This window comes from Candidatus Methylobacter oryzae (genome assembly GCF_003994235.2).
In the GTDB taxonomy this organism is placed as follows: domain Bacteria; phylum Pseudomonadota; class Gammaproteobacteria; order Methylococcales; family Methylomonadaceae; genus Methylobacter_A; species Methylobacter_A oryzae.
Genome location: NZ_RYFG02000068.1, coordinates 1 through 16,786, shown reverse-complemented (window position 1 = coordinate 16,786; position 16,786 = coordinate 1). Strand labels below are relative to the sequence as shown.

Below are 16,786 nucleotides of genomic sequence, written 5' to 3'. Positions count from 1 at the left end.
GTGACAAGGTCGGTCCTTAAGGGCGTGCCCAAGCTGCTTCTGCCTCAGTGCCAAGGTAGCTAACCATGACAGGAATTAAGATACAAGGGCGAGTCTTGCGACAGCAGCACATACTCTTGCAAACGTTCAATCGTTTGATAAGCCATGAGCTTTTCGGTGCGGTCGGTGCGCTGGGTGGAATCGGACAGCACTTCGACAATCAAGCAAGGCTGCTCGTTGTAATAACGGTCGCTTTCTTCTTCGCAGGTGACTTGCACGTCCGGGTAGTAAAAACGAACGTCGTCGCCGCGTTTAACTTTTACTTTCATGTCCGATTGAAACGGCTCGCAACGGGTGCCTTGCAAGTGCAGGTCCAGACGTGTCATCAGGCGGCGTACCACGCGATTATGGCTACGGCTGGCCCCGGTCATTGCGTAAACCAGCCCATTAACAAACTCATGACGGGTGCCGGTGTTGTTATCGTTTTCGATCAACAGATAAGCTTCGGGCGTGAGTATGGAGTCGGGTAGGGCAAATGCCGGGTCAGTCATATTAACCTCCTTAATCGGGACGATAATTTAACGCCGCATCATTGACGGCGTCTACGGCGCGTAGTGCCTTTCGATATAACGCTGAACAATTTCCTGGAATTCTTCCGCAATCCGGTCGCCTTTCAGCGTAACGGTTTTCTCGCCGTCTTCGTACACAGGCGCTACCGGGGATTCGCCGGTGCCGGGCAGGCTGATGCCGATGTTGGCGTTCTTGCTTTCGCCCGGTCCGTTGACCACGCAACCCATGACCGCGACTTCCATCGTTTCAACGCCCGGATATTTGGTACGCCAGACCGGCATTTGATCGCGCAGGTAGCTTTGGATGTCCAACGCCAGTCTTTGGAAATAATCGCTGGTCGTGCGGCCGCAACCGGGGCAGGAGATAACCATCGGCGTGAACGAACGGAAACCCATCGTTTGCAAAATTTCCTGGGCGACGATGACTTCCTGGGTTCTGGACGAGCCGGGTTCCGGCGTTAGGGAAATACGGATCGTGTCGCCGATGCCTTGTTGCATCAGTACCGACAACGCAGCAGCCGACGACACAATGCCTTTGGAGCCCATGCCGGCTTCGGTCAAGCCCAGGTGCAATGCATAATCGCAACGGCTGGACAGGTCTTGATAGATTTCGATTAACTCCTGCACGTTGCTGATTTTGCAGGACAGGATGATTTTGTCTTTGCCCAGCCCAAGTTCTTCGGCTTTGGCGGCGCTTTCAAGCGCGGACAGTACGATGGCTTTGCGGGTAACGGCCGCCAATGGTTCGGGTGTTGCCAGGCTTCTGTTTTCGTCGAGCAAACGCGTCAGTACCGATTGATCCAAACTGCCGCCGTTCACGCCGATGCGCACCGGTTTGTTGTATTGGCAGGCAAATTCGATCATTTGTTGGAATTGCGGGTCGCGGCTTTTACCGCGGCCTACGTTACCCGGATTGATGCGGTATTTGTCCAAAGCCTGGGCGCAGTCCGGGTATTTTTCCAGCAATTTATGGCCATTAAAATGAAAATCCCCAATGATCGGCGTCGAGTTGCCTTTTTGGTCCAATTGGTTGCGGATTTTTGCAACCGCGGCTGCCGCTTCCTCGGAATTAACCGTGATGCGGACCATTTCGGAACCGGCCGCGGCCAATTCGATGATTTGGTTGACTGTCGCATCAACGTTGGCGGTATCGGTATTTGTCATCGACTGAACAACGATAGGCGCGCCGCCGCCGACTTTAACATTGCCGATTAAAACTTGATGGGTGATTTTTCTAAGACTAATGGACATATATAAAATCTTTTGGAAAGGTTACAGTTATCTGAAAAAATTTTGTTAAATTATACGCCGATACAAGTCATTAAGTAGAGTTTAGTGTGAGGATAAATTATTTTTCCGATATACATTTGGAGTTCGGATTATTGACGGCCCCCGATAATAATGCCGACGTGATTGTCGCCGCCGGCGATATCGGCATTGGTACGCAAGGGGTCGAATGGCTGAAAACGTTGGCTAAACCGGTCATTTATATTGCCGGCAATCATGAGTTTTACGCTCACGAATATCGGCAGACTTTACAGTTGATCCGTCATCAATGCGAGGGCAGCAACGTCCGTTTTCTTGAGAACGACCGGTTTGTATTTGAAGGCGTACGTTTTTTAGGATGTACCTTGTGGACCGACCTGTTTGCCGAAGGCGACAGCAAAGCCGAGGCTTTAGGCAAGACCTTAAACGATTTCAGGCGCATTCAATTTGCCGGCAAACCTTTTGATGCCACACTGTTTAGTCGGTTGCATCAATGTTCAAAGACGTGGCTGGAGCAAGAGTTAGCCCAGCCTTTTTCCGGGAAAACCGTCGTAATAACGCATCATGCGCCATCCCTATGGAGTTGGAACGAGTCGGCGCAGGCGCTTAAGAAGCTGGCTTACTGCAACGATATGAAGCCGCTGCTGCATCAGTACGAGATTGCGGCCTGGATACACGGCCATGTCCACAGTATTATGGATTATCGTATAGCCGACGCCAGAGTTTTATGTAATCCCAGAGGTTATGCCGGCACAAGAATCGTTCCCCGCTTTGACCAGAATAAGATGCTGGAAATATAAAGCTGAGTTGAGCGGCTTGCCCGCTCAAACGAAACTTATGGCCTTTGGCTATAAAGCTGAGTTGAGCGGCTTGTCCGCTCAAACCCTACTTATGCCTTTTGGCTATAAAATTCCATTACCCGGTTCACTCGCCGCAGTCGGCCGGGTGTACAGGCTTTTTACTGAATAAACAACCTTGCAAGGAGGCGATGATGAAGATCAATATCCAACAAATGATGGCCGACAGCGGCGTCGCATTCGGTACCAGCGGCGCGCGCGGACTGGTCAGCCAAATGACCGGCCAGGTTTGCACGGCTTATACGTTGGCATTTTTACAAGGTCTGGGCCTTGCCGAACCGGGGCGGAGAATCGCGTTGGGCATGGATTTGCGCCCGTCCAGTCCGGCTATCGTGCAGGCGTGTGTTGCAGGTATTCGCCAAGCCGGTTGCGAAGTGGATTTTTGCGGCGTGCTGCCGACGCCGGCGTTGGCTTTATATGCTATGGCGCAGCGCATTCCGGCGATTATGGTGACCGGCAGCCATATTCCGTTCGACCGCAACGGCATCAAATTTTACCGGGCCGAAGGCGAGATCAGCAAAGCCGATGAAGCAGCTATTGCGCAAGCCGAGGTCGAGCTGCAAACAATCAGCAACGATGCGGCCTTGCCGACCGTCAACCCTGCCGCCTTGCAACATTATCAACAGCGTTATACGAGCTTGTTTGCGGCCGATTTGCTGGCCGGTTGGCGGGTCGGCGTTTACGAGCACTCCAGCGCCGCGCGCGATTGTTTGCGCGAGCTGTTGAACGCTCTGGGCGCGGATGTGGTCAGCTTGGGACGCACCGACACTTTTGTGCCCCTGGATACCGAAGCGGTCAGTGAAGACGATCGCCGGCGCGGACTGGCGTGGGCCGCGGAGCATCGTCTCGATGCGATTATTTCCACCGATGGCGACGGCGACCGGCCGTTGATTGCGGACCAGGCCGGCCGCTGGCTGCGCGGCGATATTGTCGGTTTGTTGAGCGCGCGGTTTCTGGGCGTCGATACAATCGTCACGCCGGTCAGTTGCAACACGGCGATAGAGGCGAGCGGACTGTTCCGGCAGGTTATCCGTACCCGCATCGGTTCGCCGTATGTGATTGCCGGCATGGGGCAGGCGCTGGCTGCCGGCAGTTCCTGCGTGGTCGGTTTCGAAGCCAACGGCGGCTTTTTGGTAGGGGGCGATTTGATGGTCGGCGGGCAACCGCTGGCCGCGCTGCCGACGCGCGACGCGGTATTGCCGGCTTTGGCTGTATTGGCGATGGCGCGGAAACAGGGCGTCAACGTATCGGACTTGCTGACAGGTTTGCCGCGACGCTATACCGCCAGCGACCGCTTGCAGGATTTTCCGCTTGCCAATAGCCGGGCGTTATTGGATAGCTTGCAAAGCGATGATAGCGCCTATCGGAATCTATGGGGCGACGATCTGGGTACGCTTGCACGGCAGGATTTGACCGACGGCTTGCGGCTGACTTTCGCTAACGGCGAGATCGTGCATCTGCGCCCGTCCGGCAATGCGCCGGAATTGCGCTGCTATGCGGAAGCCGACAGCAACGAACGCGCGCAAGCATTGGTTACGTTGACTTTGCAACGCATTGCCGGTAAGCGGCATTAATAACGGAACACGGATGGCGCGGATATGACGGATCGGTACGGATTTTTTACGGGCTAACTTCTTATAGCGTTTGGAGTGCAAGCTTTGCTTGCAAAGCAGGCGGAGCCTGCACTCCGGCGTTGAACAAACGGTGGAAATCGATATTCAGGTACTTATCCGCGTCATTCGAGTCTCTCTTTATAATTACGAGCCTTCTTACCTTTCGGCGATAGTTTTCAGGTTGGCAAGGCCTTCCTCGAATTCTTCAGCGATAACACTGTCCCGGTCGTAAAATATCCCCATGACCTTTCTGAGGTAGGGATTCATCGCCTGCATATCGCAGGTAACTTGGGTGGCGTCGTCCTTGGTTTCCAGCGTGAACTCGACAATGCTGCGGATTTCGAAAGGCTCGGCCAAATCCAATTGGATGACGGCCTTGGACGGCGGCAACGATTCGACGATCTCCATGCGGCCGATACCGGCCTTACTGCTGTTGCTTTCCCACTCATACACCGCGCCTTTGCCGCGCGGCTTGCCGCTGAGATTTCGTTTCATTTCCGGGTCCATTTGTTCGTAGGGCGACCAGGCATTCCAATTGTGAAAATCGGTGATCAGTGCAAAGATTCTATCGGGCGATGCTTTGATGCTTGTAGAGCGCCAGACACGGAACTTGTCAGGCTTGGTTGCCGCATAGATCAGCAGCGCGGTAAACAGTGCGGCAACTATGATGATTATTATGTGGACCATTTATTACTCCGGTACGGTGTTGAGAAATTAAATTCAGCTCCTGCGATTGGTTGGCTTTGATCATTCGCGTTTAGTAACCTAATTTACTGAAAAGCTTGCCACGCCAAACCGTGAATGCAACTGAGCGTAACAACGCGGTCGTCATCGCGGATAGTCTGGTTGGCGTGAGAGTGGAAATGTTCCGTTAGATTCGGCTTTTTGCGGTATGGCTGACCATCAGGCTATTGTAGATAGGCGTGTGGGCGCACAACAGCTTGCCAAAGCCTTGCACGTCGTTGCGCCAGTCGCGTTGCAGTTCGGAGCCTACAGCGAACCAATTCAGCAGTTGCGCGCCGGCGTTTGCCATCCGTATCCATGCGGCTTCACGGCTGGCTTGGTCGAATGTGCCGGAAGCATCGGTAACGACGAAGACCTCGTAACCCGCTTCCAGCGCCGATAGGGCAGGAAAAGCTACGCAAACCTCGGTGACGATGCCGGCAATGATCAGCTGCTTGCGGCCGGTTTCTTTAACGGCTTTGACGAAATCCTCGTTATCCCAGGCGTTGATTTGTCCAGGCCGGGCGATATACGGCACATGCGGAAACATTTCTTTCAATTCGGGGATGACCGGGCCGTTTGGTCCAGCCTCGAAACTGGTGGTCAGAATAGTCGGCAGGTTGAAGAACTTAGCTAGATCGGCCAAGGCCATAATGCTGTTTTTGAATTCGTTGGCCGTATAATCCTGCACTAAGGCTGTCAGGCCGCACTGATGATCGACAAAGAGAACTGCCGCGTCATCTTTGGAAATACGGCGGTATTGATAAGTGCTGCTCATAATGCTGCTTCTCCCCATTAGTCAGGTTACGATTTAACGTTCACTTTCTTTAATCAGGTTAGGTTATCGATGTTGAGGGTTGATAGACAATCCGTAGAAATACTTAGGGTATTAACAAAGGTGTCGCTCACGCGACGTTTAATTGAATCGGGGTCTCGCCCTTCGGGTGCTGTGCATGTAAATCGGCTATCCTGCCGATTTGTCCTGCGCTCCTCGCTTTTGCCGCACCCCTAACGGGCTGATCTCGGCAAAAGCTCCGGTGCTCGGCACTGAACGGGATTTTATCCGTGCCACAACACAATAAGCTCTACTACTCAACAAAGATGATTAAGCAATTTGATCCCGCAGCCACCGTTCCATCACTTTGAGCACATAGGCTTGCTGATCGGGGCTAAGCTCATGCCCTTTGGCTATGCGATGCCATTTTTCCAGACAACCGCGGCAGCAACAGGCCGTTGCATGTTGCGCTACAAAAACCGGATGGCCTCTGAACGGGGTTTGTTTACCGTCGTTTTTAATTACGGCCGGCGCCAGACGCTTGGCGATAAAGTCTTCGGCATGAGCGATAACCGTCGGCAAGCCTTTATCATGCAGATAAACAAGATCTTTGCCTTGCAGGCGGAATTTGCTGCGGAAAGCCGACTTTGATAGGGCCAAAAAAAGTTCGTCTAAATCTCTCATTGGGATATTTGCGATTCATAGTTGATACTGTCTGATTATGGGCGGATGTTTTATGATGGATCAAGTTTCTTACCCTGATCGATTGCTTCGGCGCTTACTATGAATACTCACGAACAAAGACATCGCGGCATGCGTCCGAATGAGCAGGCATTGTTCAGCGGCAAACAATTGCAGCATTTGCGCGATGCGGTTTATGAATTCTGCTGGCTGCTTAATCGCGGTTATGCCCGGCATTCGGTCATTCAGTTGGTAGGCGATCATCATCAGCTGACTGAACGCCAACGTCTTGTCATTACCAGGGCAGCTTGTTCGAATTTCAACCGTGACTTAAGAAATAAAACCTGCCTTCGCATCGAACAAATCCAGGGCCGGCAATTGCTTATCGACGGATTTAACCAGATTATTTCCGTTGAAACGGCGATGGCCGGAGGATTGTTGATCAGATGTTGCGATGGTTGTATTCGCGATATTGCCGGCATTCATGGCACTTACCGGCTGGTAAACGAAACCCGGCAGGCGATTGAACTGATCGGCAATGTGCTGCAAGCCTTTTCTCCTGCAAGCGTGTTGTGGCTGTTCGATAAACCGGTTTCCAACAGCGGGCGGCTTGCCGCAATGGTTCGGGACGTTGCCAAGGCGCATGACTGGAACTGGCAGGCCGAGCTGACTGAAAACCCGGACCAAGTCATCCGCCACAGCGATAAAGTCGCGATTACTTCCGATTCGGCGATATTGGACGGCGGCGTCCAGTGGCTAAACCTGGGTGCTCACTTGGTGAAAAACCATTTTCATGAATCTTGGCTGATCGATTTTTCAGGCGCGTTGCCTGAGCAGGAATAAAACGTTGTCGAGGTTTAGGCGGATACGTTGATTTTTGTGCCTAGGCGTTCTTTATTGCCGTTCTGGGTGTCTTGGTTTTTTTGCATTAATTCGGCCTGCGCTTTTGCGGCCATCGCCGTTGCGCCGGCTGCCGCTTGCATATCGGGGCCGGAAGGTTCGGCCGGGGCCAGCGCGGCTCTCCTGATCGTGTCGGCTTTTTGTAGCGTTGCAGCCGGGTCGCCGGGAACCGGCGACGTGTCGATCCGGACTTCGCCGCTAATCGCGTACTGCACGCCGTCCGGGCCTTGCTGGTATTTAAAACTGGCACCGCCGGTAGCAATGCCGCCGGCTGCGGCCAAATGCGCCGCTTCGTGGCTTTTGACTTCGGCATCCCTTTTCTTAAGCTGGCTGACGACTTTCAGGTCGGATTCGGAAAGCTCGCCGTTGTTTTTGCCACCCGCTGACTTAGCGTTACCGGCCTTTAATCCGGGGCTTTTTTGAACGTTTGGGTCGGGCTTTGCTGTAGAAGAGTCAGCCGCTTGTTGTTGGGAATAGTCGGTTTGCCGCTGGGAGTAATCGGTATAAGAGGCCGCGAGCCTGTAACTGGATATGGAAGAAATCATCATGCACCTCCCATCGGATCAATAACTGAGAGTCTAATAAACAATCGTCCGATAGTTACAGGTAAGAATAATCGCTGATGTTATCGGCGTCCAGCGGAAATATTTTATTGACGAACACGAAAATTTGGATGACGGCTGAGTAGGCCGTTTTAGCTTGTTAGATGTTAAAAACGGAACACGGATGCGACGGATTTTTACGGATTCACACGGATATGAAGTTAGCCCCATAAAAATCCGTGTCATCCGTGTTCTTGTTTTTAGCGGTCTATCAATGCCTCTTGATAAATTACGGCTAACATTCCCAGGGCAAGCGCATATAAATTAACTTAAAAACCAGCGATACTAGCGACCTTTTTGCAGGTAGCTGATGGCATTAAGTTTACAAGAGGCCTTTTCCTCTCTGGAAGATCCCCGGTTAGAGAGGCACAAACGTCATAAGCTGCTCGATATTATTGTGTTGACGATCTGTGCCGTTATCAGTGGCGCTGAAGGGTGGGAAGCCATTGAGCAATTTGGCGAAAACAAACAGGACTGGCTGAGGAAATGGATCGAGTTGGAAAACGGCATTCCCTCGCATGACTGCATAGCGCGAGTGATTGCTCGCATTGATCCGGCCAAGCTAAGCGAATGCTTTATCGCCTGGGGGCAGAGTGTGGCGGAATTGAGTTTAGGAGAAGTCGTAGCCATTGACGGCAAAACCGCCCGCCGTTCGTATCACGGTAAAGATAAATTGGGGGCGATACATAGGGGCAGCGCGTGGGCTAGTCAAGCGGGCTTATCGCTGGGCCCAGTTAAAACCGATGCGAAATCCAATGAAATTACCGCGATACCGGTGTTATTGGAGATGCTCGAAATCAACGGCTGTATCGTCACGCTTGATGCGATGGGCTGTCAAACTGATATTGCTGAAAAGGTGATTGAAAAAAAAGCCGATTATGTTTTAGCGGTAAAGGACAATCAAAAGCGCCTGCATGAAGCCATCAGCGATTATTTCGAGGTGGCTGTCGCGACCGACCGTCCTGAATTATGCCAACTACAGTCCCATTCGGAAACCAACGCCGAGCATGGGCGCATTGAAATAAGGCGCAGTTATTTATCGACGTGCCTTGATACCTTACCCGATGCTGCTCGCTGGAAAGGCCTGAAAAGCATTGGCATGGTTGAATCCGAACGAACGGTTAACGGCAAAACCAGTATTGAGTGCCGGCATTACCTCAGTACACTCGACGATGTGAAGGCTTTTGCTTCTGCGGCACGCGCGCATTGGGGCATCGAGAACTCATTACATTGGGTACTTGACGTGACTTTCAGGGAAGATGATTCACGTATCCGCACCGGCTATGCGCCGGAAAACTTTAACGTTGTTCGTCAACTCGCGATTAATCTGCTAAAAAAAGAACCTTCTAAGATGAGCATTAAGAAAAAACGCTTTAAAGCCGCTTTGAATGATGACTTTAGAGAAAGCATTATTTTCCCGGCCTGAGATTTATATGCGCTTGCCCTGCTAACATTCCGCAACGCCAAATTAAAACGGATAAATTAACGTATAATATGTTAATTTATCCGGCTGTTTTTGATGTCCAACCCCGATTTAATCAAGCAATTTACCCGCCAGTTACCACATTGTCTTAACCAGGACAGGCACGCATTAAAGCGGCAATTGGACCGCTGCCGCAGCAAAAAATCCGAGGAAGAATTAAGCAAGTTGGCGGGCCGTATCGAAAGATCGGTTGCGGCTAGGAATAAACGTCTCGCCAGTATTCCGGTGCTGAACTTTCCCGACCTGCCGGTGACCGGTAAGAAAGACGACATCGCCAAGCTGATTCAGGAAAACCAGGTTGTCGTCGTTTGCGGCGAAACCGGCTCCGGCAAGACGACGCAATTGCCGAAAATATGCCTGTCGATAGGACGCGGCGCAGCTGGGATGATCGGCCATACCCAGCCTAGACGGATTGCCGCGCGCACGGTCGCCGACCGTATCGCCGAAGAGCTCGGCGAACCGATAGGCAAGTCGGTCGGCTACAAAATCCGTTTTAACGACAAAACCCATGCCGATTCGTTGGTCAAACTGATGACCGACGGTATTTTGCTGGCCGAATCGCAAAACGATCCTTACCTGAACCAATACGACACGATCATCATCGACGAGGCGCACGAGCGCAGTTTGAACATCGATTTCTTGATCGGTTACATGAAATGGCTGTTGCCGAAGCGCCCCGATTTAAAGCTGATCATCACCTCGGCAACAATCGATACGCAGCGTTTTTCCGACCATTTTAACAAGGCGCCGATTATCGAGGTTTCAGGGCGGACTTATCCTGTCGATATTCGTTATCGGCCAATCGTCCCGAAGGAGGAAGCGGACGACGAAAAAGCAACGGATGAAACCGGCGACGAATTGCAAAACGCGATTCTCGACGCGGTCGACGAGCTGTACCGCGACTTGCGCGGCGACATCCTGATTTTCCTGAGCGGCGAGCGTGAAATTAGGGAAACGGCCGATTCGCTGAAAAAACATCACCCTACCCAATACGAAATCCTGCCGTTGTACTCGAAACTCAGCGTCAGCGAACAGGAGCGCGTATTCAAGCCCAAAGGCGGCAAGCTGCGCATCGTGCTGGCGACCAACGTTGCCGAAACCTCGCTGACCGTGCCGGGCATTCGTTGCGTGATCGATACCGGCCACGCGCGGATCAGCCGCTACAGCCATCGCAGCAAAATCCAGCGTTTGCCGATTGAACGAATCTCGCAATCGTCGGCCAATCAAAGGGCGGGGCGCTGCGGCCGCGTCGCCGAAGGTATCTGCATCCGCTTGTATTCGTATGAGGATTATCAAGCCCGGCCGGAATTTACCGAACCTGAAATCATGCGCACCAATTTGTCTGCGGTTATTTTGCAGATGATCTCGCTGAAACTTGGCGATATTGAAGAATTCCCGTTCATCGAGCCGCCCGAAGAAAAAATGATCCGCGACGGCAAAAATGTGCTGCATGAAGTCAACGCACTGGATAGGTCCGGCAAGCTGACCGACGTCGGCAAGCAACTGGCGAAATTCCCAACCGACCCGAAGCTGGCCCGGATGTTGGTCGCTGCCGCGCATGAGCATTGCCTGACCGAAGTTGCTATTATCGTTTCCGCGTTAAGCGTGCAGGACCCGCGCGAAAAACCGGCCGACAAAATGATGCAGGCCGACCAGAAACACGCGGCCTTCCGTCATCCCGAATCGGATTTTTTGACGCTGCTGAATCTTTGGAATACTTACGAGGATAAGAAAAAGCACTTGTCCAACAACAAGCTGCGTAAATACTGCACCGATAATTTCCTGTCGTATATGCGGATGCGCGAGTGGTTCGACATCCACGCGCAAATCATGCAGGTCGTCAAAGGTGACCTGAAAATGACGCCGAACACCGACGACGCCGGCTACGAAAAAATTCATCGCGCATTGTTGCCGGGCTTGCTGTCGAATATCGGTTTCCGTCACGAGCAATACGAATATCTCGGCGCGCGCGGCTTGAAATTTTTTATCTTCCCCGGTTCCGGCTTGCATAAAGTGCGGCCGAAATGGATCATGGCCGCCGAGCAGGTCGAAACCAGCAAAGTCTACGCGCGCACGGTCGCCAGGATAGAGCCGGAATGGATCGAAGCCTGCGCCGAGCATCTGGTCAAACACAATTATTACGACCCTCACTGGGAAAAGAAAGGCGCGCGTTGCATGGTGTCTTCGCGCACGTTGCTGTACGGCCTGACGTTGCAAGCCGGGCGTAAGCTTCCGTACGACCATGTCGACCCGAAAGCCGCACGGGAGATTTTTATCCGCTCCGCGCTGGTCGATTACGAGTATCACAGTAACGCGCCGTTTTACGTCGCGAACCAGAAACTGCTCGAAGAAGTCGGCATGATCCAGCATAAAGGCCGCCGGGTTGACCTGGTCGAGGACGAGCAATGGCTTTATGAGTTCTACGACAACAAGCTGCCGCCCGAAGTCGTCAGCGGCGTTACACTGGACACTTGGCGTAAAACAGCCGAACGCGGCAATCCTCTTATCCTGTTTTTAACCAAGGAGGATTTAACGCGCGAGCACGAAGAAGATTACGTCAACGAATGGGACTTTCCTGACAGCAAGAAAATAGGCAACCTGACCATTCCGTTGCAATACCGCTTCGAGCCGGGCCATGACGAGGACGGCGTGACCGCGATCATTCCGGTACATCAACTGAACCAAGTCACGCAAACGCCGTTCGATTGGCTGGTGCCGGGCATGCTGGAAGAAAAATGCATTGCGCTGATTAAATCGCTGCCGAAACAAATCAGGAAGCATTTCGTGCCGGTGCCGGAAACCGTTAAGCAATGTCTTGAAATCGAACCGGATTTTAAAGGCGCGTTGCAGGAATGGCTCGGCAACCGCTTGAAAAAACTAACCGGCGAGGCGATTCCGCTGAATGCCTGGAATATGGACGCGCTGACCGATCACTTGAAGATGAATTTCAGGGTTGTAGACGATCAAGGCCAGCTATTGGATTTCGGCCGCGACCTGAAAAAATTGCAGTTGAAGCACACCGCCAAAGCCGGCGACAGCTTCGACCAGATCGCCGCCGACGAGCTGAATTACACCGGCTGCATTGGTTGGGCTTTCGACGATTTACCGGAGACCTACCAGTTTATCCAGAAAGGCCAGTCCTTTGTCGGCTACCCGGCGATTATCGACGAAGGCGATGCGGTCGGCGTGCGCATCTTCGATACCGAACAAAAAGCCGCGCTCCAGCATCGGGCCGGATTAATGCGCCTGTTCCAACTGCAATTGCGCAAGGAATGCACGTATATATTGAAAAACATGCCGAAGTCGGCGACGGCGGAACTGACCTATAACCGCTTGCCGAAACATCCGATTGTCGGCAGCGACGCGGCGGTATCCTATAAAGACGACATTCTTCATGTCGCGCTGTACGGCGTATTTGTCGAAGGCCGGACTATTCGCACCCAGCAGGCGTTTGAGCAAAGCTTGCAGCAGAATAAGTCCGGGCTGATCACCGCCGCCAATGACGCCGGCAAAATCGCTCTGGAAATCATGGAACTGTACGGCGCGCTTAAAACGCAACTGAACCGCTTCCATGTGAACGATCCGCTCGCGAAAGATATTAACGAACAACTGGATTGGCTGATTTATGCCGGTTTTATCCGCAATACGCCGTACCAGCAGCTTAAAGCGATACCGCGTTATTTAAAGGCCGCGCAATACCGGCTGGATAAACGCGACAACAATCTGCAAAAAGTCCAGGAAGCCAGCAAGTATACGATACGGTTTTGGCAGGACGTGCAGAAGAAGGCCAAGAAAGACAAGGTTATCCCGGAGCATGACCCGTATCGCTGGATGCTGGAGGAATTTAGGGTGTCGTTGTTTGCACAGCAGCTTAAAACGGCTTATCCGGTTTCGGCTAAGAGGATGGATAAGGCTTGGGATGAGAGAGGGTAAGCTTGTGTTGCACGCATCCAATCGGCATTGTGTATAACCGGAGCGGGATTATAATGCGGTAACGCTTGTAATTATTCATCCTTCAGTGATGCTAATCCAATAAGGTGACAACATGACAACTTTATGCGATCCGGAATTATTAAATGAAGCCCAGCGCTTAGGGCTTCATCATACTAAGAAAGAAACTTTAAATAGCGCTTTGCAAGCTTATATTGAAAAATGTAAACGCAAGGCGGTACTTGAAGCATTCGGCAGTTTTGATTTTGATGAAATTTACGATTACAAAAAAGCACGTGAGAAACGCTGATGATTTTTGTCGATACCTCGGTTTGGTCATTGGCTTTTCGGCGTTCAAATTCCGCGGTACAGGTAAAAGAGGTGTTGCAATTACACGAGTTAATCTCACAAGATGCGCCGCTGGCGGTAACGGGAATAGTGATGCAGGAGTTGCTGTCAGGTTTGCGCGAGGAGGCGCAGTTTAAGCGCTTGCAAGGATTGTTGTCTGCTTTTCCTGTGGTGCTTGCAAGTCAAGCGCATCATGTTTTAGCGGCCCAGATTGCCAATCGCTGCCGGCAGGGCGGAATTGCAACAAGTGCAACCGATTGTCTTATTGCTGCGATTTGTATTGCCGATAATTCGCCGTTATTAACGGCAGATAAGGATTTTGAGCAAATGGCGGGGTTTTGTGATTTGAGGTTGTATAGGGGGTAATGAGTAGGTTTTATTTTTGTTTCCAGATAAATGCATAACGCAATATCTGGAGCCTTTTTTGCGCTTAACCGGAGTAAAGATATAATGCAGCAATGTTTATTTCCGATTGCGTGTTTTGAAGAAGGACATACTCCCAATATGAACAATATCAATATTCCCGCCATTCTTGAGCTTCCGGTACAGGAACGTATTCGTCTCGTTGAGCTAATCTGGGACAGCGTTGCCGCAGTCTCAGATGCCGTGGAAGTTTCGCCTGAGCTAAAGGCCGAACTTGAAGTACGTATGAAAGAGTTCGAAGCTAATCCGGAAGCAGGTTATTCCTGGGATCAAGTTAAATCACGTCTTCAAGACGGCTCATGGCGTTCCGCCTGAAATTTTCTTCGCGAGCGTTACGTGAAGTCGGTGAAGCTCGGGAATGGTACGAGTTGCAGAATTCCGGCCTCGGTGAAGAATTTATTGCGGCAATGGAATTACAGATAAAACGGCTAGAGCAGGCGCCTTTACTTTATGCCGAAGTAATTCCCGGTGTTCGTAGAGCTTTCCTGCCACGATTCCCTTACGGCTTGTTTTATGCGGTGAGAGATGATCTTGTGCATATTTTGGCGGTGTTACACGATGTCCGCAACCCGAGGCGTTGGCCTAAAAACAGTTAGTTCAGTGTTCCTCCAAGCAGGGCGGGGGGAAACCCAGTCCCTACATTTCTATGATGCCTGATAGTCAACGCCAGAGCCAGAGGTCAACGTATGAAAAAATTAGTCATCTATAATCACGGCAAGGACAGTATTCCTTGGGGCGAAAAGACAAAACACTTTGCCGAAGTTGCGAAATATCACGGTTATGCATTCGAAAGTCCCGATTATCAACAGCAGCCTGATCCTGATAAACGTGCCGAGCAACTGCTGGCGATGGATTTAAGCGGCTTTGAGCAAGTGGTATTGATCGGTTCCAGCATGGGCGCTTATGTGTCGACCGTCGCTTCGGAAACGATCAGGCCGAAAGGGCTTTTTTTGTTGGCGCCCGCGTTTTATTTGCCCGGCTACCGGCAGACCGAGTTTAAGCCGGCGGCCGAAGACATTAGGGTATTTCATGGCTGGCAGGATGATATTGTGCCGCCGGAAAATGTTTGGCGTTTTTGCCGGCAATATCGGGTACGGTTGAATTTATACGATACCGATCACCGGATGCTCAGCGTAATTTCCCAGTTGGCTGAAGAATTCAGCCGGTTCTTGGCCGGCTTTGACGAAGGTTGAGTTTTAAGTCGGCAAAGTTTTCCGTTAAATAGGATTCCCGAACAGATTGTTATTAAGAGCCGGCCTTAAGACTCACTAACAATCAAACCGCACCGTTAAATATAATTGGCCGGATTAATCCGCCAGCGCGACGGCAGCTCAAAACCGCTTATCCGGTCATGGCTGTCGGGTTTGGATAAGTCATAATCCCAGGGCTGAATGTAACTGAGCGTTTTACTGTTGAAGATAAGCCTGACTTTGGGGCGCAGCAAGTCGTCATGATGTTGCTCTATCACCACCGCAAGATAACCGCTTTCCAGGCGTACCAGGGTTCCGACCGGGTAAATCCCGATCGTGCGGATAAAGTGGTGAACCAGCGGCGGACTGAAATGGTGCTCGCTCCATTCCAGCATTTTTTTCAGCACTTCGGTCGGTTCGTTGCCGTTGTGGTAAACGCGGTTGGAAGTCAGCGCGTCGTAAACGTCAACGATAGCCGCCATCTGGCCGTAGAGGCTTATTTCGTCACTCTTGAGCTTTAACGGATAACCGCTGCCGTCGTGACGCTCGTGATGTTCGGCGACGATGCTGACCGAAACCGGCGAAAGGTTGGGTATTGTTTCCAACAATGCGCAGCCGTAATTGACGTGGTTTTTCATGACTTCAAACTCGCTTTCGGTGAGCTTGCCGGGTTTATTCAAAATTCGCTCCGGTACTTTCATTTTACCGATGTCGTGTAACAGGCCGCCTATGCCGACCAGCTCAATATCGCTTCGATCAATCTCCATTGCCCGGCAGAAACTGATCAGTAATGTGCTGACCGCAACCGAATGCTGAAAGGTATATTTGTCGGCCCGTTTAATCTTGAGCAAGCTGATAATGGCGTCCGGATTACGGAAAATCGAGTCGGTAATGGTAGTGATGACGGGCTCCAGCTTTTCCAGTTCAACCTGCCTGCCCAGGCGGCAATCGTGCAAAACACTGCCGACGATGGAACAGGCTTCGGTAAAGATGCGGCGGGCCTTGACAATCTCTTCGTGCATGGAGGCCTGTTTCGATACCGAGCGCTTCAGGGTTTTACCGAGATTCTGAATTTCGGCTTCCAATTGCTGGTGCACTTTTTCGGCACTGGGCGCTTCGGGCACATCCAAGCCGCGGCTGGTGTCGATGTAAACATGGCGGATGCCCAGGGAAACGATTGAGTTTATATCGCTCTGGTTCTTCACGAAAAAGCGGTTGCGTAAAAACGTGTGTTCCATCCAGCCGCAGTTGATGTCGTGGATGTACATGTCGGGGCAAAGATCGGAAACGTCGATTTTTTTGATCATAATGTTTGACGGGCGCTAGGCCATAAAGACTAGCATGCATTCTAGCGGAGTAGATACCGTCTTAAAAGTCAACGCTGAGGCACATAATCAGGTTGATAAGGCTGACGCGTTTTCAAAACGCCAAAGCACAAGTGCACCAG

Annotated in this window: 17 protein-coding genes; 10 read left to right on the top strand and 7 right to left on the bottom strand. The window is 51.6% G+C overall.

From position 1 onward, the window contains the following. Positions 1-59: 59 nt before the first annotated feature. Complete coding sequence (locus EKO24_RS07300; protein ID WP_127030556.1) at positions 60-530, bottom strand: Uma2 family endonuclease; 471 nt, start codon at positions 528-530, stop codon at positions 60-62. A 51-nt stretch (positions 531-581) separates the two neighbouring features. After that, a complete protein-coding gene (gene ispG, locus EKO24_RS07295) occupies positions 582-1,799 on the bottom strand; it encodes a flavodoxin-dependent (E)-4-hydroxy-3-methylbut-2-enyl-diphosphate synthase (protein WP_127030557.1) in 1,218 nt (405 codons plus the stop codon). A gap of 86 nt (positions 1,800-1,885) precedes the next feature. On the opposite strand from ispG, the gene EKO24_RS07290 reads away from it, so the two are divergent. Both EKO24_RS07290 and EKO24_RS07285 read left to right on the top strand, forming a co-directional pair. Then, positions 1,886-2,614: a metallophosphoesterase gene (locus tag EKO24_RS07290; protein ID WP_127030558.1), complete on the top strand. Its 729-nt coding sequence runs from the start codon at positions 1,886-1,888 to the stop codon at positions 2,612-2,614. 191 nt (positions 2,615-2,805) lie between these two features. Continuing rightward, complete coding sequence (locus EKO24_RS07285) at positions 2,806-4,245, top strand: phosphomannomutase (protein ID WP_162853336.1); 1,440 nt, start codon at positions 2,806-2,808, stop codon at positions 4,243-4,245. 195 nt (positions 4,246-4,440) lie between these two features. Here EKO24_RS07285 and EKO24_RS07280 read toward each other — a convergent pair whose 3' ends face one another. The 3 genes from EKO24_RS07280 to EKO24_RS07270 all read right to left on the bottom strand — a co-directional run bounded on the left by EKO24_RS07280 (position 4,441) and on the right by EKO24_RS07270 (position 6,466). Continuing rightward, on the bottom strand, positions 4,441-4,971 hold the full coding sequence (locus EKO24_RS07280) for an SRPBCC family protein (protein WP_127030559.1): 531 nt from the start codon (positions 4,969-4,971) through the stop codon (positions 4,441-4,443). 184 nt (positions 4,972-5,155) lie between these two features. Beyond that, positions 5,156-5,785 carry an isochorismate family cysteine hydrolase YcaC gene (ycaC, locus tag EKO24_RS07275; protein ID WP_127030560.1) on the bottom strand — a complete coding sequence of 210 codons (630 nt, stop codon included), beginning with the start codon at positions 5,783-5,785 and terminating at the stop codon, positions 5,156-5,158. Positions 5,786-6,112: 327 nt separating this feature from the next. Then, complete coding sequence (locus EKO24_RS07270; protein ID WP_127030561.1) at positions 6,113-6,466, bottom strand: DUF4186 domain-containing protein; 354 nt, start codon at positions 6,464-6,466, stop codon at positions 6,113-6,115. Positions 6,467-6,565: 99 nt separating this feature from the next. Between EKO24_RS07270 and EKO24_RS07265 the strand changes: the two genes are divergently transcribed. Further along, positions 6,566-7,306, top strand: a complete 741-nt coding sequence (locus EKO24_RS07265; RefSeq protein ID WP_241674429.1) for a DUF434 domain-containing protein — start codon at positions 6,566-6,568, stop codon at positions 7,304-7,306. A 14-nt stretch (positions 7,307-7,320) separates the two neighbouring features. Here the strand turns inward: EKO24_RS07265 and EKO24_RS07260 are convergent, their stop codons facing one another. Beyond that, complete coding sequence (locus EKO24_RS07260) at positions 7,321-7,908, bottom strand: putative metalloprotease CJM1_0395 family protein (RefSeq protein ID WP_127030562.1); 588 nt, start codon at positions 7,906-7,908, stop codon at positions 7,321-7,323. 367 nt (positions 7,909-8,275) lie between these two features. Between EKO24_RS07260 and EKO24_RS07255 the strand changes: the two genes are divergently transcribed. The 7 genes from EKO24_RS07255 to EKO24_RS07225 all read left to right on the top strand — a co-directional run bounded on the left by EKO24_RS07255 (position 8,276) and on the right by EKO24_RS07225 (position 15,342). Continuing rightward, positions 8,276-9,391 (top strand): ISAs1 family transposase, encoded by a 1,116-nt coding sequence (locus EKO24_RS07255; RefSeq protein ID WP_127030563.1) that lies wholly within the window; start codon positions 8,276-8,278, stop codon positions 9,389-9,391. A gap of 93 nt (positions 9,392-9,484) precedes the next feature. Then, on the top strand, positions 9,485-13,381 hold the full coding sequence (gene hrpA / locus EKO24_RS07250; protein WP_127030564.1) for an ATP-dependent RNA helicase HrpA: 3,897 nt from the start codon (positions 9,485-9,487) through the stop codon (positions 13,379-13,381). Positions 13,382-13,493: 112 nt separating this feature from the next. Continuing rightward, positions 13,494-13,688: a type II toxin-antitoxin system VapB family antitoxin gene (locus tag EKO24_RS07245; RefSeq protein ID WP_127030565.1), complete on the top strand. Its 195-nt coding sequence runs from the start codon at positions 13,494-13,496 to the stop codon at positions 13,686-13,688. After that, the gene (vapC, locus tag EKO24_RS07240) at positions 13,688-14,092 is read left to right on the top strand and encodes a type II toxin-antitoxin system VapC family toxin (RefSeq protein ID WP_127030566.1); all 405 of its coding nucleotides are present in this window, start codon (positions 13,688-13,690) and stop codon (positions 14,090-14,092) included. Before EKO24_RS07245 ends, vapC begins: the two co-directional genes overlap by 1 nt. 84 nt (positions 14,093-14,176) lie before the next feature. After that, on the top strand, positions 14,177-14,464 hold the full coding sequence (locus EKO24_RS07235; RefSeq protein WP_206667229.1) for an addiction module protein: 288 nt from the start codon (positions 14,177-14,179) through the stop codon (positions 14,462-14,464). Beyond that, positions 14,449-14,745, top strand: a complete 297-nt coding sequence (locus EKO24_RS07230) for a type II toxin-antitoxin system RelE/ParE family toxin (protein WP_127030567.1) — start codon at positions 14,449-14,451, stop codon at positions 14,743-14,745. Before EKO24_RS07235 ends, EKO24_RS07230 begins: the two co-directional genes overlap by 16 nt. A gap of 90 nt (positions 14,746-14,835) precedes the next feature. After that, on the top strand, positions 14,836-15,342 hold the full coding sequence (locus tag EKO24_RS07225; RefSeq protein ID WP_127030568.1) for an alpha/beta hydrolase: 507 nt from the start codon (positions 14,836-14,838) through the stop codon (positions 15,340-15,342). A gap of 95 nt (positions 15,343-15,437) precedes the next feature. Here the strand turns inward: EKO24_RS07225 and EKO24_RS07220 are convergent, their stop codons facing one another. Continuing rightward, positions 15,438-16,646 (bottom strand): cyclic di-GMP phosphodiesterase, encoded by a 1,209-nt coding sequence (locus EKO24_RS07220; protein ID WP_127030569.1) that lies wholly within the window; start codon positions 16,644-16,646, stop codon positions 15,438-15,440. Positions 16,647-16,786: the final 140 nt, after the last annotated feature.

Excerpts from the sequence above, each read along its gene's own strand:
- EKO24_RS07300 (WP_127030556.1), bottom strand. The coding sequence starts at position 530 with ATGACTGACCCGGCATTTGCCCTACCCGACTCCATACTCACGCCCGAA.
- ispG (WP_127030557.1), bottom strand. The coding sequence starts at position 1,799 with ATGTCCATTAGTCTTAGAAAAATCACCCATCAAGTTTTAATCGGCAAT.
- EKO24_RS07285 (WP_162853336.1), top strand. The coding sequence starts at position 2,806 with ATGAAGATCAATATCCAACAAATGATGGCCGACAGCGGCGTCGCATTC.
- EKO24_RS07280 (WP_127030559.1), bottom strand. The coding sequence starts at position 4,971 with ATGGTCCACATAATAATCATCATAGTTGCCGCACTGTTTACCGCGCTG.
- ycaC (WP_127030560.1), bottom strand. The coding sequence starts at position 5,785 with ATGAGCAGCACTTATCAATACCGCCGTATTTCCAAAGATGACGCGGCA.
- EKO24_RS07270 (WP_127030561.1), bottom strand. The coding sequence starts at position 6,466 with ATGAGAGATTTAGACGAACTTTTTTTGGCCCTATCAAAGTCGGCTTTC.
- EKO24_RS07265 (WP_241674429.1), top strand. The coding sequence starts at position 6,566 with ATGAATACTCACGAACAAAGACATCGCGGCATGCGTCCGAATGAGCAG.
- EKO24_RS07260 (WP_127030562.1), bottom strand. The coding sequence starts at position 7,908 with ATGATTTCTTCCATATCCAGTTACAGGCTCGCGGCCTCTTATACCGAT.
- EKO24_RS07255 (WP_127030563.1), top strand. The coding sequence starts at position 8,276 with ATGGCATTAAGTTTACAAGAGGCCTTTTCCTCTCTGGAAGATCCCCGG.
- hrpA (WP_127030564.1), top strand. The coding sequence starts at position 9,485 with ATGTCCAACCCCGATTTAATCAAGCAATTTACCCGCCAGTTACCACAT.
- EKO24_RS07245 (WP_127030565.1), top strand. The coding sequence starts at position 13,494 with ATGACAACTTTATGCGATCCGGAATTATTAAATGAAGCCCAGCGCTTA.
- vapC (WP_127030566.1), top strand. The coding sequence starts at position 13,688 with ATGATTTTTGTCGATACCTCGGTTTGGTCATTGGCTTTTCGGCGTTCA.
- EKO24_RS07235 (WP_206667229.1), top strand. The coding sequence starts at position 14,177 with ATGCAGCAATGTTTATTTCCGATTGCGTGTTTTGAAGAAGGACATACT.
- EKO24_RS07230 (WP_127030567.1), top strand. The coding sequence starts at position 14,449 with ATGGCGTTCCGCCTGAAATTTTCTTCGCGAGCGTTACGTGAAGTCGGT.
- EKO24_RS07225 (WP_127030568.1), top strand. The coding sequence starts at position 14,836 with ATGAAAAAATTAGTCATCTATAATCACGGCAAGGACAGTATTCCTTGG.
- EKO24_RS07220 (WP_127030569.1), bottom strand. The coding sequence starts at position 16,646 with ATGATCAAAAAAATCGACGTTTCCGATCTTTGCCCCGACATGTACATC.